Here is a 21,241-nt window from a genome sequence, read left to right on the forward strand (position 1 = left end):
GCGTGCCCATGTCGCCGCATCCGATCGCCGAATCCGTCGCCTCGCTCATGCCGCGGGCCAAGGAGGAGCTGACCGAACTGGTCGCCTTCACATCGGTGGCGGACTTCGCGCAATACCCGAAGAGCGAGAGCGAGGGCGCCGCGAACTGGGTCGCGGACGCGTTGCGCGCCGAGGGCTTCCAGGACGTCGCGCTGCTCGACACCCCGGACGGGACCCAGTCGGTGTACGGCTTCCTGCCCGGCCCGGCGGGCGCGCCGACGGTCCTGCTGTACGCGCACTACGACGTGCAGCCGCCGCTGGACGAGGCCGCGTGGGTGACGCCCCCGTTCGAGCTGACCGAGCGTGCGGACGGCCGCTGGTACGGCCGCGGCACCGCCGACTGCAAGGGCGGCGTCATCCTCCATCTGCTGGCCCTGCGTGCGCTGAAGGCGAACGGTGGAGTGCCGGTCAACGTCAAGGTGATCGCGGAGGGTTCGGAGGAGCAGGGCACCGGCGGCCTGGAGCGCTACGCCGAGCAGCACCCGGATCTCCTCACCGCCGACACGATCGTCATCGGCGACGCGGGCAACTTCCGCGTCGGCCTGCCGACGGCGACCGCCACGCTGCGCGGGATGACCATGATCCGCGTACAGATGGACACGCTGGAAGGGAACCTGCACTCCGGTCAGTTCGGTGGCGCGGCGCCCGACGCGCTGGCCGCCCTGGTGCGGGTCCTCGACTCGCTGCGCGCCGAGGACGGTTCGACGACGATCGACGGTCTCGACGCGTCGGAGGCCTGGGACGGTCTGCAGTACGAGGAGGAGGCGTTCCGCAAGGACGCGAAGGTCCTCGACGGGGTACGGCTCATCGGTTCGGGCACGGTCGCCGACCGCATCTGGGCACGCCCCGCCGTGACCGTCCTCGGCATCGACTGCCCGCCGGTCGTCGGCGCGACGCCGTCCGTGCAGGCCGGTGCCCGCGCGCTGATCAGCCTGCGGGTGCCGCCGGGCGTGGACGCCGACGAGGCGACCAAGCTCCTGTCGGCGCACATCGAGGCGCACACCCCGTGGGGCGCCCGGGTGAGCGTCGAGCAGGTCGGCCAGGGCCAGCCGTTCCGCGCGAACACGCAGAGCCCCGCGTACGCCGCGCTGGCGGACGCGATGCGCGAGGCGTACGACGGCCGGGACATGCAGTACGCGGGGCAGGGCGGCTCGATCCCGCTGTGCAACACGCTGGCCTCGCTCTACCCCGAGGCGGAGATCCTCCTCATCGGCCTGAGCGAGCCGGAGGCGCAGATCCACGCGGTCAACGAGAGTGTCTCGCCTGAGGAGTTGGAGCGTCTGTCGGTCGCGGAGGCGCTGTTCCTCCAGAAGTACGCCGCAGCGAACTGACACCGCTCGGCTCTCGGCAGGGCGCCCACCGGTTTCTCTGCCGAGAGCCAAGTCGTTCGCCGTCGCGCCCGCGCCGCTCGTACGGTCACGGCATGACGACCTACGACCTGACGGCCACCGTCGACCTCACGCCCCGACTGCGCCTGCTGCGCTTCCCCGTCGGCCAGGCCTATCTCTGGCGCGACGGCGACGAGTTGACCCTGATCGACGCGGGCGCCCCGGGCGCGGGGCAGCCGATCGCCGACGCCGTACGGGACTGGGGGCACGCCCCCGAGGACGTACGGCGGATCGTGCTCACGCACTTCCACGAGGATCACGCGGGCGGCGCCGGTGAGTTCGCGCGCCTCAGCGGCGCCGAGGTGTACGCGCACCGGCTGGACGCCCCGTTCGTACGCGGCGAGGCGGTCGGCCCCCCGCCGGTCTTCGAGGACTGGGAACGGCCGATCCACGCGCAGGCCCTCGCGCAGCTGCCGACCCCGCCCGAGCGCCCCGAACTTCCCTCTTCCGTCGCCGAGTTGGCGGACGGGGATGTGCTCGGCTTCGGGGACGGGGCGCGGGTGGTCGGCGCGCCCGGACACACCGACGGGTCGATCGGGATCCATCTCCCCGCGCACGGCGTGCTGTTCACGGGCGACGCGATCGCCGTGTCGCCGCTGGACGGCCAGGTGATGCTCGGCGTCTTCAACCTGGACCGGGAGCAGGCGCTCGCGTCCTTCCGCCACCTCGCCGCCCTGGACAGCGAGATCGCCTGCTTCGGGCACGGGGACCCGGTGGTGGGCGCGGCCGGGACGGTGCTGCGGACGGCCGCCGCTCAGCCGACCGGGACGCCCGCCTCCAAGTAGTGCGCGGCGCCGCGGCGCCTGGCGCGCAGCGCCCAGCGCAGCCGCTCGTAGCGCACGGGCGGCAGCAGCGCGGCGGCCTCGCTCTCCGTCACGAACCGCCACTGCCGCAACTCGGGCCCGGGAAGGAGTACTTGGCGTGCGGTGGCGGTGTCGAGCCGGCCGCCGTCGAAGAGCAGCCGCAGCCCGCCGTAGCCGGGCGGCACCGGCGGCTCCCAGTCGACGACCAACAGGCCGGGTATCTCGCGGAGGTGGATGCCGGTCTCCTCGGCGACCTCGCGCATCCCGGCGCGCGCCGGCGCCTCGCCGGGCTCGACGACGCCGCCCGGGAACTCCCAGCCGGGCTTGTACGTGGGGTCGACGAGCAGCACCCGGTCCTGCTCGTCGAAGAGCAGCACGCCGGACGCGACGGTCTCGGCCGTCGGTTCGGCGGTCTGCACGATGTCGCAGGGTGCCGCTTCCCCGGTGCGCACGGCGGCGGCGATCCGCACGGCGGTCTCGTACGGGGACAGGACGCCGTTGTCGACGAGGTAGGCGTCCGCGGTCAGCCAGCCCGCGAGCGCGGCGCGGTAGGGCTCGATGTCGGCGGGGGCCTCGCCGCCCGGGTCACGGTCGCGCAGGATCGTTTCCCCTGGAGCAAGGAGCACATGGCACACAGGGATCCGTCGCGCGGCGAGCCCCCCGAAGATCTCGTCCCGGTACTCCTGGCGCAGCAGCCCCATCGGCACCACGAGAACCCCACCCAGTTCGGCGAGGAGGGCCGCCGCCGTGTCGACGACGAGCCGCCGCCAGATCGGCAGGTCCTGGTGATCGCTCACCTCGGCGAGCCGCTTGGGCGGCAGCAACCGCTCCAGTTCGCCGTCGATCACCTCGGGGTCGAACAGCGTGCAGTTCGGGATCAGGTCGATCAACTCCCGCGCGGCGGTCGTCTTGCCCGCGCGGGACGCACCGTTGACCCAGACGATCACGGTTCCCCCCTCTTCCGTCGGCCCCCTGAGGCTTGCCCGCAACACCCTGCCCCGGAAACCCGACGCTGATGACGGGGGCGGCTCCGGCACATATCGCGTGGGGATTGTCGGACCCGCCCACTACTCTCTTCACATGCTCTCCACTCCACCCTCTGATCCCGCACGATCCGCCGACGACCTCAACGAACAGATCCGTGGCCTCATGGCCCGCACGGGAGGCCGGTTGAGCGAGACGCAGCGCCGGGAGTACGAGGTGCTCGTCGTGGAGTGGGCGGCCGCGGTGCGCGGCGACGTGGTGCAGGCGGCCTGACCGAATCCCGACCCGCCACCTCACGGCCGCTACCACGAGCCCGGCCCTCTCAGGCCCGCGCCGCCATCAGGCGCAGGCCGTCGGCCGCGGCGGGCGACAGCGTCGACTCGTCCAGTCCGGCCCGCGGGATCCACTCGACCGCCTCGGTCGTCCCCGCCACCTCGACGACCGCGGGCGCCGCGTCGCCGGTGAGCTCGACCGCGTAGAAGAGCGCGATCAAGTGCCAGTCCACGCCGCCCCGTCGCATGCTGTACGCCCGGCTGTCGACGAGGTGCGCGGCCGCGATCTCCAGGCCGGTCTCCTCGTACAGCTCACGCGTCAGGGCCTCGACGGGCTGCTCGCCGTGATCGATGCCGCCACCGGGCAGATGCCACAGGCCGGGGGCGAACACGGGCGAGCTGTCCGCGAGCCGGGCGAGCAGGACGCGCTCTTCGCGCAGAGCCAGTGCGTACGCGGACACACGTGTGCGCCGATGGGTGTCCAAGTGGGTTCCCCTTCCCCTCGCGGCCGCCGTGCGGCGGTGAGGGGAACTGTAGTCAGCCGTGATCCACTCCCCGGTGGCAGCCGCCTGCCCCCAGGGAAGTCGAGGCAGGCGGGCCACCCGTACCGAGCGGGCACGGGGGCCCGCGCCGCCCCTACGGCCTCCGGGCATCGGGGGGAAACCGGAGGTGGTGCGGGGTGACCTGCGGTCCCGGGCCGACCGCGCGATACCGCTGCCCACGGTCGCCGGCCGGCCCCTGCCGGGCCTCCTCGGTGTGTTCCTGGTGCGCAGTCAAGCGCACCAGGAACCAGGCCAGAAGCGTGTGCGCGCGGTCCGTGGCCGCACATCGTTCACACGGGGTGTGCGCCGCACACACCCTGCCGCCCCACCGGTTCCGCCACACCCTCCGTGCCCGTCATGGACCGGGTCGGTTCTCCCAAGCGCACACACCTCGCATTAGTCAAGGCATTCGCAGCCAATTCACTGCATCAAGTGATACGGACGTACCGGGAATCGTTACGGCACGACGCGGCACCGCAACGGCGGATAACGTGGCCGATCAGGCGCCCCAGCCCCCGGTGACCTCCCGATTCGATCGCATGAGACACAGCGGCGGCGCGCTCGGCTCCCTCTCCTGGGCCGGACCACTGATCGCCCGGGGGGAACAGATGCGGCAGGAAAGCAACCGACAGGACTACGATTCGGGCGAGTTCATGTTCGGCGCCCTCGGCGACATCGCCCACATCGTGGATCTCACGGACCTCGACGACTCGGTCTCTCCGCCGGTGATCCACACGGTCGGTGACAGCGTCGTCGTCCAACTCAGCGGCGAGATAGACCTCTTGGCGTTCCAGCGGATGACCCCGCTGCTCGACGCGGTGGCGGCAGGCCCCTACCGCGTCGTCGTGATCGACCTGACCGACACGACCTTCTTCGACTGCTCAGGGATTTCCCTGCTCCTGCGCACCTACCGGCGGGCACGCGACCGCGGTGGCCGCACGAGGGTCGTCTGCGACCGGCGGCTGACCCTGCGGATCATCCAACTGGCGCGACTCGACGAGGTGTTGGAGCCGGTGGGGACCGTGGAGGAGGCACTGCGCTGAACGCGGCTCCCTAACCCAACACAACCGAACGCGCCAGTAGCGACGCATCGACAACTCCCGGCACAGTGGCCGACTTCGGCAGGCCATCACGCCCTCGCGTCCGCACCTCTTCCAACAGACTCGAACACGGCCTACCGTAAGCGCGCACTCCACCCATGACAGTTTCCGGGAGTATGGAGGAACGTGACGATGCGTCGTCTTCCCACCCGCAGGACCGGCGTCGGGCGAAGAGTCGTCGGGACGGTCGCCGCGGCGCTGCTGTGCGCCGGCGGCCTTGCGGCCGTCCCCGCCGCCGCGGCCGCGCCCGCCGAGCCCGCACCGGCCGTCGACGACGGCCTGGCCCTCACCCCGCCGATGGGCTTCAACAACTGGAACTCCACGCACTGCCGCGCGGACTTCGACGAGGCCATGGTGAAGGGCATCGCCGACCTGTTCGTCGAGAAGGGCCTCAAGGACGCCGGATACCAGTACGTCAATCTGGACGACTGCTGGGCGCTGCCCGAGCGGGACGCGAACGGCAAGCTGGTACCGGATCCGGCCCGATTCCCGAACGGGATCACGGCAGTCGCGGACTACGTCCACTCCAAGGGCCTCAAGCTCGGCATCTACACCAGCGCCGGCACCAAGACGTGCAGCACCATCGGATTCCCCGGCGCGCTCGGCCACGAGTACAGCGACGCCCAGCAGTTCGCCGACTGGGGTGTCGACTACCTCAAGTACGACAACTGCAACAACCAGGGCGTCGACGCCAAGCAGCGGTACACGACGATGCGCGACGCGCTGCGCGCCACCGGGCGGCCCATCGTCTACAGCATCTGCGAGTGGGGCCAGAACAAGCCGTGGGAGTGGGCGTCCGACGTCGGCCACCTGTGGCGCACCACCGGCGACATCAGTGACAGCTGGGGCTCCATGCTCTCGCTGATGAAGCAGAATCTGCCGCTGGCGCCGTACGCCGGACCCGGTCACTGGAACGACCCCGACATGCTGGAGGTCGGCAACGGCGGCATGACGGACACCGAGTACCGCACGCACTTCTCGATGTGGTCGGTGATGGCGGCGCCGCTGCTCATCGGCACGGATCTGCGTACGGCGTCGGACGCGACGTACGACATCCTCTCCAATCGCGATGTGATCGCCGTCGACCAGGACCCGCTGGGCAAGCAGGGCAGCGTCGTCTCGTCGGAGGGCGGCCGCTGGGTCGTGTCGAAGGAGATGAAGGACGGCAGCCGCGCCGTGGCCCTGTTCAACGAGACGGGTTCCGCGCAGCGCGTGGCGACCACCGCGAAGGCCGTCGGCCTGCCCGCGGCGGACGGGTATGTCGCCCGCGACCTGTGGCGGCACCAGAACGTCAACACCGCCGGAACGCTCGCCGCGACGGTCCCCGCGCACGGCACGGTGCTGCTGCGCGTGGCGGCCGACCCGAAGTTCGCCGCGTACCCGCCGGCGGCCGAACTCGGCCTGGGTGACGCCGTGTTCGTCGAGCCGGGCGACTCGACGGCTGTCTCCAGTACGTTCACGAACCTGGGCCGGACCACCGCGCGTGACGTGTCGGTGTCACTGAGCGGTCCGGCCGGAGCGGGCTGGAAGGTCACCGCGGGCGGTGCGACGACGGCGGCCTCCGTGCCCGGCGGCAGGTCCCTCGGCACCCCGTGGAAGGTGACCGTCCCCGCGGGCACGGCCACGGGCTCGTACGATCTGACGCTGCGCGCCTCCTACCGGTCCCCGCAGGGCACGAAGGTGACGACGACCGTCCCGGTGACCGCCCATGTGGCGACGGCGCCGCCCGCCGGCACCTCGTCCCTCGGCGATCTCCCGTGGCTGTCGACGACCAACGGCTGGGGGCCGGTCGAGCGGAACACCAGCAACGGCGAGAGCGGCGCGGGCGACGGCAGGCCGATCACCATCGGCGGAACCGTCTACGCCAAGGGGCTCGGCGTCCACGCCGAGAGCTCGGTCGAGTACTTCACGGCCCGCAGTTGTGAACGGGTCACCGCGCAGGTCGGTGTCGACGACGAGAAGGGCGCCAAGGGCACCGTCGCGTTCGAGGTGTGGGCCGACGGCCGGAAGGTGGCCTCGACCGGCACACTCACCAACTCCGATGCCGCGCAGGCGATCTCGGCCGATGTGACGGGTGCTCAGCTGGTGCGGCTCGTCGTCACGGACGGCGGTGACGGCATCGACTCCGACCACGCGGACTGGGCGGACGCGCAGCTGACCTGCTGAGCCGCCGCCCCGCGTCATCCGTGTCAGGTACGTGGGCGGGGGCTCATCGGGTCAGCCCGTGTCCCCGCCCACGCACCGGGCGGACCGTGTTGCGCGTCAGGCCGAAAGGCGATGGGCCGCCGCCGCGCCGGAGCCGCTGCGCAACGCCGCCGCCGCGGCGCCCACGAGCCCCGCGTCCGTCCCGGTCGACGCCGGGGCGACCGTGAGGCGCTGGACGAACGAGAGCGTCGCGTAGTCGCGCAGGGCGCGGCGCAGCGGCGTGAAGAGCACGTCGCCCGCCTTCGCCACTCCCCCGCCGATCACGGCGATGTCGATCTCGACGAGCGTGGCCGTGGCCGCGATCCCGGCCGCGAGCGCCTGTGCGGCACGCTCGAAGGAAGCCACCGCCGCCTTGTCGCCGGCTCGGGCGGCACGGGCCACCGCGGCGGCGGACGTGTCGCCGTCGGCCTCCGGGCGCCAGCCGTCGGACAGCGCGCGCCGGGCGATGTTCGGGCCACTGGCGATGCGCTCGACGCAGCCGCGTGCGCCGCACGGACAGAGGTCGCCGTCGAGGTCGACGCTGATGTGGCCGATGTGTCCCGCGTTCCCGGTAGGACCGGGGTGCACCTGGCCGCCCAGGACGAGGCCGCCGCCGACGCCCGTCGAGACCACCATGCACAGGGCGTTGTCGTGCCCCTGGGCAGCGCCCTGCCAGTGCTCCGCCGCCGTGATCGCCACCCCGTCGCCGATGAGCTCGACCGGCAGGCCGCCCGCGAGGGACCGTACGCGCTCGACCAGCGGGAAACCGCGCCACCCCGGCACGTTGACCGGGCTGACCGTGCCCGCGGAGCGGTCCACGGGACCCGCGCTGCCGATGCCCACGGCCCGCACGTCCGGCCACATCGGCGACGCCGTCAGCTCGGCGAGCACCGCCGCCACCGCGCCCATCACCGTCTCGCCGTCCTCCTGCGCGGGCGTCGGCCGCTGGGCCCGCCGCAGGATGCGGCCCTGGTCGTCCACCAGGGCGCCGGCGATCTTGGTGCCGCCGATGTCGAGCGCGGCGACGAGGTCCGTGTGCATCAGTGTCAGTTCTCCCGGGGAAGGGCAGGTCAACTCAGGGCGGTCCGGAGCGGCTCGGAACCGCTCGGAGCAGCTCGAGCAAAGCGATGGACAGTCTCTCCCGCATCTGACAACGTTGTCCAGGCCCTATGCTCGACGCCACATGCCCATACAGCATGATGACCCTCACGAACGGTCGCCGTCACCCCTTCCAGGTGACCGGCTGCACGGCAGCGACGAAGGACAGGACAGCGCAGAGTGGACCGCACCGCCCGCCGCACCGAGAACCGCTACGGCAACCGCCCGACGATGAAGGACGTGGCCGCGCGCGCCGGCGTCGGCCTCAAGACCGTCTCCCGTGTCGTGAACGGCGAGCCGGGGGTCACGCCGGACACCGAGCGGCGCGTCCAGGAGGCGATCGCGGCGCTGGGCTTCCGGCGCAACGACAGCGCGCGGGTCCTGCGCAAGGGGCGAACGGCCAGCATCGGCCTGGTCCTCGAGGATCTCGCCGACCCGTTCTACGGGCCGCTCAGCCGCGCCGTCGAGGAGGTCGCGCGGGCACACGGCGCGCTGCTCATCAACGGCTCAAGCGCCGAGGACCCGGACCGCGAGCAGGAGTTGGTGCTCGCGCTGTGCGCGCGCCGCGTCGACGGCCTGGTCGTGATCCCCGCCGGTGACGACCACCGCTATCTGGAGCCGGAGATCGCGGCGGGTGTCGCGACCGTGTTCGTGGACCGGCCCGCCGGGAAGATCGACGCGGACGTCGTGCTGTCGGACAGCTTCGGCGGCGCGCGCGACGGCGTCGCCCATCTCATCGGGGGCGGCCACCGCCGGATCGGCTTCATCGGCGACCAGCCGCGCATCCACACGGCGGCCGAGCGACTGCGCGGCTACCGGGTCGCGATGGAGGACGCGGGGATACCGGTCGAGGACCGCTGGATGTCCCTCGGTGTCACCGATCCGGAGCGGGTGCGGCGCGCGGCAGAGGAGATGCTGTCGGGCCCCGACCCGGTGACGGCGATCTTCGCGGGCAACAACCGTGTGACGGTCACCGTGGTCCGCGTCCTGGCCGAACTCGACCGCCCCGTCGCCCTGGTGGGCTTCGACGACATCGAGCTGGGCGACCTGCTGAAGCCGGGCGTGACGGTGGTGGCGCAGGACGCCGCGCAGTTGGGTCGCACCGCGGCCGAGCGGCTGTTCCGGCAGTTGGACGGGGCGACGCTGCTGCCCGAGCGGATCGAGCTGCCGACGCGACTGATCCAGCGCGGCTCGGGCGAACTGCCGCCGGCCGACTGACCGTCGAGGTCCCGGACCGTCTGTCCGTGACGTGCTTCTGCCCCTTCCCGGCCGTCCCCGGGAAGGGGCAGAAGTGTGTGGGGGCGGGCCCCTGTCCCGGCTCCGGCGCTACTCGCCCGTCACCGTCAGGTCGCCCCGGCGGGGCGCGGAGTAGCCCTCCAGGTCCGCGCGCGTGAGCCCGGTGAGCCGGGCGACCTCGGCGATGTCGAGCGCGCCGCAGTCCAGGCCGCGCAGCAGGTAACCGGCGAGGGCCTTCGCGGTGGCGGGCTCGTCGGCGATGTCGCCGGAGGCCTGGTTCGCATACGCGGCGAGACGCGCGGCGGCCGCCTCGAACCCCTCGCGGTAGAAGGCGAACACGGCCGCGTACCGCGTCGGGATGTGGCCCGGGTGCATGTCCCAGCCCTGGTAGTAGGCGCGGGCGAGGGCGCGGCGGGTGAGGCCGAAGTGGAGCCGCCACGCGTCGTGGACCTTGGCGGTGGAGCCGACCGGCAGCACATTCGTGGAGCCGTCGGAGACGCGCACCCCCGTACCGGCGGCGGCGACCTGCATGACGGCCTTCGCGTAGTCGGCGGCCGGGTGGTCGCTGGCCTGGTACGCGGCGGAGACGCCGAGGCAGGCGCTGTAGTCGAACGTGCCGTAGTGCAGTCCGGTCGCACGGCCTTCCGCGGCGCCGATCATGCGGGCCACGGCGGCGGTGCCGTCGGCGGCGAGGATCGACTGGCTCGTCTCGATCTGGATCTCGAACCCGAGCCGTCCGGCGTCGAGACCGTGCTGCTTCTCGAAGGCCTCCAGGAGCCGCACCATCGCGGTGACCTGCTCCGGGTACGTGACCTTCGGCAGCGTCAGGACGAGCCCGTCCGGCAGACCGCCGTGCTCCATGAGCCCGGTCAGGAAGATGTCGAGCGTGCGGATGCCGCGGTCGCGGACTGCGGCCTCCATGCACTTCATGCGGATGCCCATGTACGGGGCGGCCGTGCCGTTCGCGTAGGCCTCGGCGATGAGGCGCGCGGCGCGGGCGGCCGCTTCGTCCTCGTCGGCGGCGGAGGCGGGCCGGTAGCCGTCCTCGAAGTCGACGCGCAGGTCCTCGATCGGCTCGCGCTCCAGCTTCGCGCGGACGCGGCTGTGGACCGGCTCGGCGAGCTCGTCGCTCAGACCGAGCACGGCGGCGAACGAGGCGGCGTCCGGGGCGTGTTCGTCGAGCTGCGCGAGGGCCTGGTCGCCCCAGGACCGTACGGTGCCCGCGTCGAAGGCGTCAGCGGGCACATAGACCGTGTGCACGGGCTGACGGGTGCCGGGGTCCCCCGGGTACCGGCGGGCGAGTTCCGCGTCGACCGGGGCGAGTGAGGCGCTGATGCCCTCGCTGACCGCGCCCGCGAGGCTCGTCGACACCTTCTCCTGCTGACCCATTCGTGCACCCTCCATACGCTCACTGTTTCCGCTTCACGGAATCAACAATCCGTATAGCGAAGTTAACGGGGCGGGGTGACCTGCGTCAATGGTCGTCCTCCATGGTCCCGGTACGCGGACGGGGCCGCGCGGCGATGAACGCCACGCGGCCCCGGCAGTGCGGAGAGCTTCAGCCCTTGCGGGTGCTGACCTCGGCGGTGAGGGCGGGCACGACGTCGAAGAGGTCGCCGACGACGCCGTAGTCGACCAGGTCGAAGATCGGGGCCTCGGCGTCCTTGTTGATCGCGACGATCGTCTTCGAGGTCTGCATACCGGCCCGGTGCTGGATCGCCCCCGAGATACCCGAAGCGATGTACAACTGCGGCGAGACACTCTTACCGGTCTGACCGACCTGGTTGGAGTGCGGGTACCAGCCCGCGTCGACCGCGGCACGCGAGGCACCCACAGCCGCCCCCAGCGAGTCCGCCAGGGCCTCGATGACCGCGAAGTTCTCCGCACCGTTCACACCACGGCCGCCGGAGACCACGATCGCGGCCTCGGTCAGCTCCGGACGCCCCGTCGACTCACGCGGCGTACGCCCGGTCACCTTCGTACCCGTCGCCTGCGCCGAGAAGGTGACGGTCAGCGCCTCCACGGTACCCGCGGCGGGAGCCGCCTCGACCGGGGCACTGTTGGGCTTGACGGTGATGACCGCAACACCCGTCGTCACAATGGAGCGGGTGGTGAACGACGCCGCGAACACCGACTGCGTGGCGACCGGACCACTCTCCCCGGCCTCCACATCGATCGCGTCGGTGATGATGCCCGACGTGATACGCAGCGCCAGCCGCGCGGCGACCTCCTTGCCCTCCGCCGACGAGGGCACCAGCACCGCCACCGGAGACACCGCGGCGACCGCCGCCTGCAACGCCTCCACCTTCGGCACCACAAGGTAATCGGCGTACTCGGCCGCCTCATCGGTGAGGACCTTGACCGCACCGTGCTCGGCCAGCACCCCCGCCGTAGCACCGGCACCGGCACCCAGAGCGACAGCGACCGGGTCACCGAGCCGGCGAGCCAGCGTCAGCAGCTCCAGAGTGGGCTTGCGGACGGCACCGTCCACGTGGTCGACGTAGACCAGAACTTCAGCCATGGGACTTCAATCTCCTGCAATCACAAAGGAAAAAGGGGGGCGAGAGGAGGGAACCGGGACTCAGATGAACTTCTGGCCCGCGAGGAACTCGGCGAGCTGCTTACCGCCCTCACCCTCGTCCTTGACGATCGTGCCCGCCGTGCGCGCCGGACGCTCCGCGGCCGCCTCGACCTTCGTCCAGGCACCCTCCAGACCGACCTCCCCCGCCTCGATCCCGAGATCGGACAGGTCCCACGCCTGGACCGGCTTCTTCTTCGCCGCCATGATCCCCTTGAACGACGGGTAACGCGCCTCACCGGACTGGTCCGTCACCGACACCACCGCCGGCAGCGCCGCCGACAACCGCTCCGACGCCGCGTCCCCGTCCCGGCGCCCCGACACCGCACCGTCCGCCACCGCCACCTCCGACAGCAGCGTCACCTGCGCCACCCCCAGCCGCTCCGCGACCAGCGCCGGCACGATCCCCGCCGTACCGTCCGTCGACGCCATCCCCGAGACCACCAGATCGAACCCGGCCTTCTCGATCGCCTTCGCCAGCACCAACGACGTCCCGATCGCATCCGTACCGTGCAGATCGTCGTCCTCCACATGGATCGCCTTGTCCGCACCCATCGACAACGCCTTACGCAGCGCGTCCTTCGCGTCCTCGGGACCCACCGTCAACACGGTGACCTCCACCTCGTCATCCGAACTCTCCGCGATCTGCAGCGCCTGCTCCACCGCGTACTCATCCAGCTCCGACAGCAGACCGTCCACATCATCCCGGTCAACGGTCAGATCATCAGCGAAATGCCGGTCCCCCGTCGCGTCCGGCACGTACTTCACGGTGACAACGATCCTCAAGCTCACGCCGGCTCTCCTACTGCAATCGTCTTTTACTGGGCGGCCCAGCTGCTGCAACTGACCACGTCTTCCTTGCAGGCAGCATAGGCGGCCGAAGCGGACTCTTCCGGTCGGGGCGGCCCGCGCTCCGAACGAAACGTTACTCGTCAGTACACCCAGTTCATGCCCACTAAGCAAGCGCTTTGAACTGTGACCTTGCCAACGCTCCGTAATCGCCCGGAACAGGAACTCTCAGTCGCGCAGAGCGTTGAAGCGCCCCTGGTGGTAGAGCAGGGGACGGCCCGCGCCCGCCGGGTCGCCGCAGACGGCTTCGGCCAGCACGATCCGGTGATCCCCGGCGGGCACGCGCGCGATCACGCGGCACACGAGCCAGGCGAGGACGCCGTCGAGGATCGGCACGCCTTCGGGGCCCTCGAACCAGCGGGTGGGGGCGCCGAAGCGGTCGGCGCCGCTCTTGGCGAAAGTGCCCGCCAGGTCGGCCTGGTGCTCGCCGAGTATGTGGACGCCGACATGGTCGGCCTCGGCGACGGTGGGCCAGCTGGAGGCACCGAGGCCGATCCCGAACGAGATGACGGGGGGTTCGGCGGAGACCGAGGTGAGCGAGGTGGCGGTGAAGCCCACCGGGGCCTGGCCGGCGGCGGTGATCACGGCGACACCGGCGGCGTGCTGCCGGAAGACCGAGCGGAGGAGTTCGGGGGAGGCGGGCCGGGCGGAGCGCAGATCGGGCGTGGCCGTCATGGAGTTGTCCTTCTGCCGGAGGTTTCGAGCGAGGTCCTTGGCTGCGTCAGGAGCCGGGACAGCGGTCGCTCGAACAGCGCGCGAGGTCCACGTGGACCCGCTGGTAGAGAAGGATTTCCGGGGGCATACGGTCAGACTGACGATACGTGCTGCGTGCAGTCAAGTGCGTTCCGTCATGTGGGAGATGCGTCACGGCGTCTCACACGGCTCGCCCCAGCGCGGCGATGACATCGGCTCTGCGCGGCTGCCCCGCGGCGCGGCGCACTTCGCGGCCGCGGCCGTCCAGGACGAGGACGGTGGGAGTCTTCAGGACACCGACGGCCCGGACGAGATCGAGCCGGTCCTCGGCGTCGATCTCGATGTGCGCGACGCCGGGCACCATGGCCGCGACGTCCGCGAGGACGCGCCGGGTCGCCCGGCACGGGGCGCAGAACGCGCTGGAGAACTGGACGAGCGTCGCCCGCTCCCCCAGCTCCGCGCCCAACTGCTCGGCGTCGAGCGCCGTTTCTCTTACGGTCACCCTGCTCCTCCGCTCCCTCTCGCACCCCTCGCTTTTTGTGCAGCGCGCAAACACCTGTGCTGATTCCCGCGTACGAAGCCGGTGACGTGACAAGGATCTCGCGCCCGGCCGGAACCAGGACTGGTCACCCAGCCGTTCTTGGGGCACGATCTGCGCAAGCCGGAAAACCTACGGCTGCGTAACTTACCGCAGGGAGCCCGCTCCTCCGGAAGCCTCCGGAAGAGCTTCCCCACGGCACTCAGAAGGGTCCACCCCCTCCATGGCAGAGCTCGTCTACCGTCCGGTCATCGGCGCCGCCCTCACGCTGTTCAAGGCGCTCGACCTGAAGATCGACTGCAAGGGCTCGGAGAACATTCCGCGCTCGGGCGGCGCCGTCCTGGTCAGCAATCACATCAGCTACCTGGACTTCATCTTCGACGGCCTCGCTGCCCTGCCGCAGAAGCGCCTGGTCCGCTTCATGGCGAAGGAGTCGGTGTTCCGGCACAAGGTCTCCGGTCCGCTGATGCGCAGCATGAAGCACATCCCGGTGGACCGCGCGCAGGGCGAGCACGCGTACCAGCACGCGCTGGCGTCGCTGCGTTCCGGTGAGGTCGTGGGCGTCTTCCCCGAGGCGACGATCTCGGAGTCGTTCACGCTGAAGAGCTTCAAGACGGGTGCCGTGCGGCTGGCCCAGGAGGCCGGGGTGCCGCTGGTGCCGATGGCGCTGTGGGGCACGCAGCGGCTGTGGACGAAGGGGCGTCCGCGCAACTTCAAGCGACAGCACATTCCGGTCACGATCCGCGTCGGCGAGCCCATGGAGGCGCCGTCCGACCAGTACGCGGGTGCGATCACGCGCCGGCTGCGCGGTCATGTGCAGGAGCTGCTGGAAGCGGCGCAGCGCGCCTACCCGGTGCGCCCCAAGGGGCCGGACGACACCTGGTGGATGCCGGCGCACCTCGGCGGCACCGCCCCCACTCCCGAAGAGGTCAAGGCCGCCGAGGCCGGCTGAGTCAGACGGCGGGGTGCACGGTGAGCCGGGCGCCGGGGCTGAACTTCTGGAGGAGTTCGGCCAGTTCGGCGCCCGCCGCCTCCAGCCCCGCGTGCTCACCCATGCCCTCGAGCAGGAACAGGGCGTTCGTGGAGGTGTCGTCGAGGCAGGTGCGGGGGCCCTGGCGCCAGTTCCAGCGGCGGCACGTCACGCCCTCGTCGTCGCACCAGACGACCTCGCCCGCTTCCGGGTGGTCGACGACCTGCTCACCTGAGGCGACGGTCACGAAGTCCTCGGTGCCGCTCGCGCGGATGAGCCGCATGTCGCCCTGGATCCGGTCCAGGTCCTCGCCGCCGACGGGGATCAGGTGGGCGACGCTGATCGCGTTGTAGACGTCGACGAGCGTGTTGATCCGGGGCAGCCCCGCGTCGCTCAGGGCCCGCTTCGCGAGCGCCTCGGCGGAGTTGCGGGTGCGGTTCGGCTTCGCGCCGAAGGCCGTGTAGGCCGCGCGCCAGTCGGCCATGTGCGGGTCCTCGTGCGGCGCGCTTCCGTCCAGACGTGCGGCGAGGCGCCGCGCGGCGTCGTCCAGGAGGGCCGAGGTCTCGTCCGTACTGGGCGTGTTGACCAGGTCGTACGCCTCGATGGCGATGTGGTGGAAGCCGGGCGCGAGCGCGCGGACCTCATCGGTGACGGTCAGCTGCATCGTCTCTCTCACAGTTCCTTGGGCAGGTGTTCCCACAGGTGCGGTCGATCGGGAGATGTCCGCAGGACTGCGAGGACCGCCGGGTGAGGTTCAGCGTACAGCACTGGGTAGTCCATTTCATTGGACTCCGGGTCGGGGGTGAAGGCGAGCCGCTCCCCGTCGAGGCTGAACTGCGCGTCGACGCCCGGCTTGTTTCCCCGCGGGTCGAGGCGGTGCCACGCGCCGTGGAACCGTACGGCGACCAGGCCGTGCAGCATGTCGAACTTCTGGTAGCAGAGCGCCGTCGGGATGTCCTCGGCCCGCAGGAGCGCGGCCAGGGCATGGGCTTTCGCGTGGCAGATGCCGGTGCGCCGCGCCAGCACGTCGGAGGCCCGCCAGGTGACCCGAGGATCGCCGCTGTCCGCGGAGTGCGGGATGGTGTCGCGTACGAACTCGAAGGCGGCGCGCGCGTATGCATATGAATCGTCCGCGCCTTCCACGAGGCGCGCGGCGGTCTCCCGCACGAGCGGATGGTGGTGGTCGATGGCTTCGTCGGCCGCCAAATAAGCGGACAGATCAGGGGTGTTCTGGATCAGCTGCATGGCACGGGAGCATAGGAATGCGACCGACCGCGAGTCAATGACTTTACGGTCGGTCGCATATCTATGCAGCCGGGGGCGAGTGGACGCTACCGCGCCATCTCCTCCTTGAGGGCGGCGACGAACCCGTCGACGTCCTCCGCGCGGGTGTCGAACGCGCACATCCAGCGGACGTCGCCGGCCGTCTCGTCCCAGAAGTAGAAGCGGTACTTCTTCATCAGGCGCTCGGAGACGTCGTGCGGCAGGCGCGCGAAGACGCCGTTGGCCTGCACGGGGTAGAGGATCTCCACGCCGTCGACGGCACGGACCCCCTCGGCCAGGCGCTGCGCCATCTCGTTGGCGTGCCGGGCGTTGCGCAGCCACAGGTCCTTGGCGAGCAGCGCCTCCAACTGCACGGAGACGAAGCGCATCTTGGACGCGAGCTGCATGGACAGCTTGCGCAGGTGCTTCATGTGGCGCACCGCGTCCTGGTTGAGGACGACGACGGCCTCGCCGAACAGCGCGCCGTTCTTGGTCCCGCCGAGCGACAGGATGTCGACGCCGACCGCGTTCGTGAACGTCCGCATCGGGACGTCCAGCGACGCGGCCGCGTTGGATATCCGCGAGCCGTCCAGGTGCACGACCATGTCGCGCTCGTGGGCGTGGTCGCAGATCGCGCGGATCTCGTCGGGCGTGTACAGCGTGCCCAGCTCGGTGGACTGCGTGATCGACACGACCTGCGGCATCGCCCGGTGCTCGTCGTCCCAGCCGAACGCCTGCCGGTCGATGAGCTCGGGGGTGAGCTTGCCGTCCGGCGTCGGCACGGTGAGCAGCTTCAGTCCGCCCATCCGCTCCGGGGCGCCGCCCTCGTCCACGTTGATGTGCGCGGACTCGGCACAGATCACCGCGCCCCAGCGGTCGGTGACCGCCTGGAGCGCGACGACGTTGGCACCCGTGCCGTTGAAGACCGGGAACGCCTCGGCGGTCGGGCCGAAGTGGCCGCGGATGATCTGCTGGAGATGGGCCGTGTAGTCGTCCTCGCCGTACGCGACCTGGTGTCCGCCGTTGGCGAGGGCGATGGCCGCCATCACCTCGGGGTGGGCTCCCGCGTAGTTGTCGCTGGCGAAGCCCCGGATCGTGGGGTCGTGATGCCGCCGCGCGTCGGTCTTCGGAGGGTTCACGGCTTCTCGGTCAGCCACAGACGGGTCCCGTTCAGGTCGGCGGCGGGCCGGTCCCAGACGCCGGTGATGGCCTCGGCCAGCTCCTTGACGTCCGTGAAGCCCGCGAACTTCGCGTTGGGGCGCTCCGCGCGCATCGCGTCGTGCACCAGCGCCTTGACCACCAGGATCGCAGCCGCCTGCCGCGGCCCCTCCTCGCCCCCCGCCTTGCGGAAGGCGTCGGCGAGGGCGAGCGTCCACGCCTCGGCGGCCGCCTTGGAGGCGGCGTACGCGGCGTTGCCCGCGGTCGGCTTGGAGGCGCCCGCGGCGCTGATCAGCAGGTAGCGGCCGCGGTCACTGCGGGAGAGCGCGTCGTGGAAGGCGAGCGAGGTGTGCTGCACCGTGCGGATCAGGAGCTTCTCGAGCAGGTCCCAGTCGGCGAGGTCGGTCTCCGCGAACGTGGCGCCGCCGCGCCAGCCGCCGACGAGGTGCACGACGCCGTCGACCCGGCCGAAGTCCTTCTCGACGCGTCCCGCCCAGTCGCGCGTGGCGTGCAGGTCGAGGAGGTCGACGGTGTCGCCGATGACGGTGGCGCCGCCGTGCGCGTAGCGCGCCTCGTCGACGGCCGCCGCCAGGCGCTCGGGGTCCGCGTCGGCGCCGATGACGGTGGCGCCCGCCTCGGCGAGCCGGCGCAGCGTGGCGCGCCCGGCCGGGCCCGCCGCTCCGGCGACCGCGATCACGGCACCGTCCAGCGTGTCCTTGGTGACATCGGTGGTGTCGGTCATGGCAGTCGCCTCCTGTACGGGGTTGCTCACGCGGCCACCCGCTCGGCGCCCGCCGCGGTGATCCCCTTGGTGGAGGCGATCACGTTCTTCAGCTTCTTGGAAAGCGCCTCATAGAACATGCTGAGCGGAAACTCGTCCGGAAGCACCTCGTCCACGAGCTTGCGCGGCGGCAGCGAGGTGTCCAGGGCGTCGGGGCCCTTGGCCCAGCGCGATCCCGGGTGCGGGGCGAGGTACGTCGAGACCAGGTCGTACGCGGCGAACCAGTGGACGAGCTTCGGGCGGTCGATGCCGTCGCGGTACAGCGTCTCGATCTCGGCGCAGAGCTGGTTCGTCACCTCGGGGGCACGCTGCCAGTCGATGTGCAGCTTGTTGTCCGTCCAGCGGACGACGTCGTGCTTGTGCAGGTACGCGAAGAGCAGCTGACCGCCGAGGCCGTCGTAGTTGCGGACGCGCTCGCCGGTGACCGGGAAGCGGAACATGCGGTCGAAGAGGACGGCGTACTGGACGTCACGGCCCTGCGGGAAGCCGTCGGCCTCCAGCTTCACGGCCTCCTTGAAGGCGGTGAGGTCGCAGCGCAGCTCTTCGAGGCCGTACATCCAGAACGGCTGGCGCTGCTTGATCATGAACGGGTCGAACGGCAGGTCGCCGTGGCTGTGCGTGCGGTCGTGGACCATGTCCCACAGCACGAACGCCTGCTGGCAGCGGTCCTGGTCGCCGACCATCTCGCGGATGTCGTCGGGCAGTTCGAGCCCGAGGATCTCGACGGAGGCCTCGGTCACCCGGCGGAAGCGGGCCGCCTCGCGGTCGCAGAAGATGCCACCCCAGGAGAACCGTTCCGGCGCCTCGCGCACGGCGATCGTCTCGGGGAAGAGGACCGCCGAGTTCGTGTCGTAGCCCGAGGTGAAGTCCTCGAAGGTGATGCCGCAGAACAGCGGGTTGTCGTAGCGGGTGGCCTCCAGCTCGGCCAGCCAGTCGGGCCAGACCATGCGGAGCACGACGGCTTCCATGTTCCGGTCCGGGTTGCCGTTCTGCGTGTACATCGGGAAGAGCACCAGGTGCTGGAGGCCGTCCCGGCGCTGGGTCGCGGGCTGGAAGGCGAGCAGCGAGTCCAGGAAGTCGGGCACCTCGAAGCCGCCGTCGGCCCAGCGGCGCAGGTCCAGGACGAGCGCCTCGTGGTACGCGGCGTCGTGCGGCAGCAGCGGGGCGAGCTGCTCCACGGCCGCTATGACACGGTCCACGGTCTGCTCGACGGTGGACCTCGCGGGGGCGCCCTCGGCGTCGAGGTCGATGGACCCGTCCTTGCTCTGCCAGGTCCTGATCTCCTCCACGGCGTCCTTGAGCACGGGCCAGGCCGGGTGCTCCACCACCCTGTCGCCCGCCACCTGGGCCGGAGGAACGATTCCCTCCATAGCCGCCTGCACAAGAATTTCCGTCATGTCCCATCCTCCACAGGAGAACCTCGCGTAAAGACACCGTATGCGTGCGAGGTTCTCCACCACAAGGGGAGGCTCGGGAAATTATCCTGCGCCACCCCCTCCTTAACCGCCGTTTTTCCTGTCCCGGGCGCTCGAAACGATGACTTGCGCCACATCGGCATGGGCGCGGCGCGCGTCGTCCAGGAGTTCGGGGAAGCCGAAGAAGCCGTGGAACATGTGCGGGAAGTGGCTCTCGGTGACGGTGACACCGGCGGCGCGCAGGGCGCTCGCGTACGCGCGGCCCTCGTCGCACAGGGGGTCGCAGCCGGCCGTGACGACGTGGGCGGGCGGAAGTCCGGCGAGGTCGTCGGCGAGCAGGGGCGAGACGTGCGGGTGGGCCGGGTCGCCCTCGGGCCCGAGGTACTGCTCGCGGAACCAGGCGCAGTGGGCGGCGGTGAGGAAGTAGCCGGTGGCGTTGGCGTCGAAGGAGCCGGACTTCTGGCGGGCGTCGGTGGCGGGGTAGACGAGGATCTGCCGGGCGATCGCGGGGCCGCCCGCGTCCCGCGCGATCTGGGCGACGACGGCGGCGAGGTTCCCTCCGGCGCTGTCCCCGGCGACGCTCAACGCGCCCGGGTCCGCGCCGAGTTCGGCGGCGTGCTCGGCGGTCCAGCACACGGCGGCGTACGCGTCCTCGACAGCGGCCGGGAACGGGGACTCCGGGGCGAGCCGGTAGTCCACGGACACGACCACGGCCCCCGCGTCGCGGCACATCCCGCGCGCGGTGCCGTCATGACTGTCGAGGTCGCAGATGGCCCAGCCGCCGCCGTGGAAGAACACGACGACGGGCCGCGTCCCGCTGTCCTCTTCCGCGTCGGGCAGATAGATCCGTACGGGGAGATCGGGCGCGCCGGGCGGCCCGGGGATCTCCCGGTCCTCGACGCCGCCCACGACGGGCACCGGGAACGGCGAGGCGGGCGCCGCCCGCAGGATCCGCCGCGCCTCGGCGGCATCGGTGACCGTGCCGCCGAGATCCGGGAACACGGCGGTGATGGCGTCGACGAGGGGACGGGCTGCGGGGTCGAGTCGATCCGGGCGATCGGTCATGGGTCCTCCAGGGCTCGGCCGGCGGGTGGCTTCTGGACTGGGGCGGAGAGTGGCGGGGCGAGGCGGAGAAGGGAAGGGACGCGGGCGCTCGGGAGCGGCGTCGGCCCCGGCGGAGCGGGGGTTCGGGCGGGGCTCGCCGCGCGACGGGAGAGCCGGGCTGCGACGCCGGGGCCTCGGCGGCCCGGCGCGCCACCAGGGGTGTGGGGCGGTGCGACGGGCCGATGGTGATCGCGCCTCACGGCGGGGCCGGCCGTGCACGCGCACCATGGCCGGGCGGTATGAGCA

General features: G+C 71.3%; 21 protein-coding genes. 7 read left to right on the top strand and 14 right to left on the bottom strand.

Annotated elements, in window-relative coordinates:
- Positions 1-8: 8 nt before the first annotated feature.
- Together V2W30_RS03780 and V2W30_RS03785 are read left to right on the top strand one after the other, a co-directional pair.
- Positions 9-1,370, top strand: coding sequence for a dipeptidase (locus V2W30_RS03780; protein WP_338693639.1), 1,362 nt, complete (start codon positions 9-11; stop codon positions 1,368-1,370).
- A 92-nt stretch (positions 1,371-1,462) separates the two neighbouring features.
- Positions 1,463-2,212, top strand: a complete 750-nt coding sequence (locus V2W30_RS03785; protein ID WP_338693641.1) for an MBL fold metallo-hydrolase — start codon at positions 1,463-1,465, stop codon at positions 2,210-2,212.
- Here the strand turns inward: V2W30_RS03785 and V2W30_RS03790 are convergent.
- Entirely contained in the window at positions 2,182-3,177 is a 996-nt protein-coding gene (locus V2W30_RS03790) for an NUDIX domain-containing protein (RefSeq protein WP_338693643.1), read from the bottom strand. The genes V2W30_RS03785 and V2W30_RS03790 overlap by 31 nt on opposite strands.
- A 133-nt stretch (positions 3,178-3,310) precedes the next feature.
- Here V2W30_RS03790 and V2W30_RS03795 point away from each other — a divergent pair, with 133 nt between their 5' ends.
- Entirely contained in the window at positions 3,311-3,487 is a 177-nt protein-coding gene (locus V2W30_RS03795) for a hypothetical protein (RefSeq protein WP_338693645.1), read from the top strand.
- A gap of 49 nt (positions 3,488-3,536) precedes the next feature.
- Here the strand turns inward: V2W30_RS03795 and V2W30_RS03800 are convergent, their stop codons facing one another.
- Positions 3,537-3,971, bottom strand: a complete 435-nt coding sequence (locus V2W30_RS03800) for an NUDIX hydrolase (RefSeq protein ID WP_338693647.1) — start codon at positions 3,969-3,971, stop codon at positions 3,537-3,539.
- A gap of 596 nt (positions 3,972-4,567) precedes the next feature.
- Between V2W30_RS03800 and V2W30_RS03805 the strand changes: the two genes are divergently transcribed.
- The gene (locus V2W30_RS03805; RefSeq protein ID WP_338693649.1) at positions 4,568-5,071 is read left to right on the top strand and encodes an STAS domain-containing protein; all 504 of its coding nucleotides are present in this window, start codon (positions 4,568-4,570) and stop codon (positions 5,069-5,071) included.
- 189 nt (positions 5,072-5,260) lie between these two features.
- Positions 5,261-7,294, top strand: a complete 2,034-nt coding sequence (locus tag V2W30_RS03810; RefSeq protein WP_338693651.1) for an NPCBM/NEW2 domain-containing protein — start codon at positions 5,261-5,263, stop codon at positions 7,292-7,294.
- 96 nt (positions 7,295-7,390) lie between these two features.
- Here V2W30_RS03810 and V2W30_RS03815 read toward each other — a convergent pair whose 3' ends face one another.
- The gene (locus V2W30_RS03815; RefSeq protein ID WP_338693653.1) at positions 7,391-8,353 is read right to left on the bottom strand and encodes an ROK family protein; all 963 of its coding nucleotides are present in this window, start codon (positions 8,351-8,353) and stop codon (positions 7,391-7,393) included.
- A 237-nt stretch (positions 8,354-8,590) separates the two neighbouring features.
- Here V2W30_RS03815 and V2W30_RS03820 point away from each other — a divergent pair, with 237 nt between their 5' ends.
- Positions 8,591-9,628, top strand: coding sequence for a LacI family DNA-binding transcriptional regulator (locus V2W30_RS03820; RefSeq protein WP_338693655.1), 1,038 nt, complete (start codon positions 8,591-8,593; stop codon positions 9,626-9,628).
- A 108-nt stretch (positions 9,629-9,736) separates the two neighbouring features.
- On the opposite strand, the gene V2W30_RS03825 is transcribed toward V2W30_RS03820, so the two are convergent.
- The 5 genes from V2W30_RS03825 to V2W30_RS03845 form a co-directional block, all read right to left on the bottom strand.
- Complete coding sequence (locus V2W30_RS03825; protein ID WP_338703468.1) at positions 9,737-11,035, bottom strand: DUF6986 family protein; 1,299 nt, start codon at positions 11,033-11,035, stop codon at positions 9,737-9,739.
- 169 nt (positions 11,036-11,204) lie between these two features.
- Positions 11,205-12,167, bottom strand: coding sequence for an electron transfer flavoprotein subunit alpha/FixB family protein (locus V2W30_RS03830; protein ID WP_338693657.1), 963 nt, complete (start codon positions 12,165-12,167; stop codon positions 11,205-11,207).
- 60 nt (positions 12,168-12,227) lie between these two features.
- Entirely contained in the window at positions 12,228-13,016 is a 789-nt protein-coding gene (locus tag V2W30_RS03835; protein WP_338693434.1) for an electron transfer flavoprotein subunit beta/FixA family protein, read from the bottom strand.
- 225 nt (positions 13,017-13,241) lie between these two features.
- Positions 13,242-13,748, bottom strand: coding sequence for a flavin reductase family protein (locus V2W30_RS03840; RefSeq protein ID WP_338693659.1), 507 nt, complete (start codon positions 13,746-13,748; stop codon positions 13,242-13,244).
- Between the two features lie 199 nt (positions 13,749-13,947).
- A complete protein-coding gene (locus V2W30_RS03845) occupies positions 13,948-14,268 on the bottom strand; it encodes a thioredoxin family protein (protein ID WP_338693661.1) in 321 nt (106 codons plus the stop codon).
- 259 nt (positions 14,269-14,527) lie between these two features.
- Here V2W30_RS03845 and V2W30_RS03850 point away from each other — a divergent pair, with 259 nt between their 5' ends.
- Positions 14,528-15,256: a lysophospholipid acyltransferase family protein gene (locus V2W30_RS03850; protein ID WP_338693662.1), complete on the top strand. Its 729-nt coding sequence runs from the start codon at positions 14,528-14,530 to the stop codon at positions 15,254-15,256.
- 1 nt (position 15,257) lies between these two features.
- Here the strand turns inward: V2W30_RS03850 and V2W30_RS03855 are convergent, their stop codons facing one another.
- From V2W30_RS03855 to V2W30_RS03880, 6 genes are all read right to left on the bottom strand, one after another.
- Entirely contained in the window at positions 15,258-15,938 is a 681-nt protein-coding gene (locus V2W30_RS03855) for a B3/B4 domain-containing protein (RefSeq protein ID WP_338703469.1), read from the bottom strand.
- Positions 15,939-15,946: 8 nt separating this feature from the next.
- Positions 15,947-16,519 (bottom strand): transglutaminase family protein, encoded by a 573-nt coding sequence (locus tag V2W30_RS03860; protein WP_338693663.1) that lies wholly within the window; start codon positions 16,517-16,519, stop codon positions 15,947-15,949.
- A gap of 86 nt (positions 16,520-16,605) precedes the next feature.
- The gene (locus tag V2W30_RS03865; protein ID WP_338693664.1) at positions 16,606-17,676 is read right to left on the bottom strand and encodes a low specificity L-threonine aldolase; all 1,071 of its coding nucleotides are present in this window, start codon (positions 17,674-17,676) and stop codon (positions 16,606-16,608) included.
- Positions 17,673-18,437: an SDR family NAD(P)-dependent oxidoreductase gene (locus V2W30_RS03870; protein WP_338693666.1), complete on the bottom strand. Its 765-nt coding sequence runs from the start codon at positions 18,435-18,437 to the stop codon at positions 17,673-17,675. The genes V2W30_RS03865 and V2W30_RS03870 overlap by 4 nt, the downstream gene beginning before the upstream one ends.
- Before the next feature lie 26 nt (positions 18,438-18,463).
- Positions 18,464-19,873, bottom strand: coding sequence for a DUF6421 family protein (locus V2W30_RS03875; protein ID WP_338693668.1), 1,410 nt, complete (start codon positions 19,871-19,873; stop codon positions 18,464-18,466).
- A 102-nt stretch (positions 19,874-19,975) separates the two neighbouring features.
- Positions 19,976-20,956 carry an alpha/beta hydrolase gene (locus V2W30_RS03880; RefSeq protein ID WP_338693670.1) on the bottom strand — a complete coding sequence of 327 codons (981 nt, stop codon included), beginning with the start codon at positions 20,954-20,956 and terminating at the stop codon, positions 19,976-19,978.
- Positions 20,957-21,241: the final 285 nt, after the last annotated feature.

Source organism: Streptomyces sp. Q6 (assembly GCF_036967205.1).
GTDB classification, from domain to species: Bacteria; Actinomycetota; Actinomycetes; order Streptomycetales; family Streptomycetaceae; genus Streptomyces; species Streptomyces citrinus.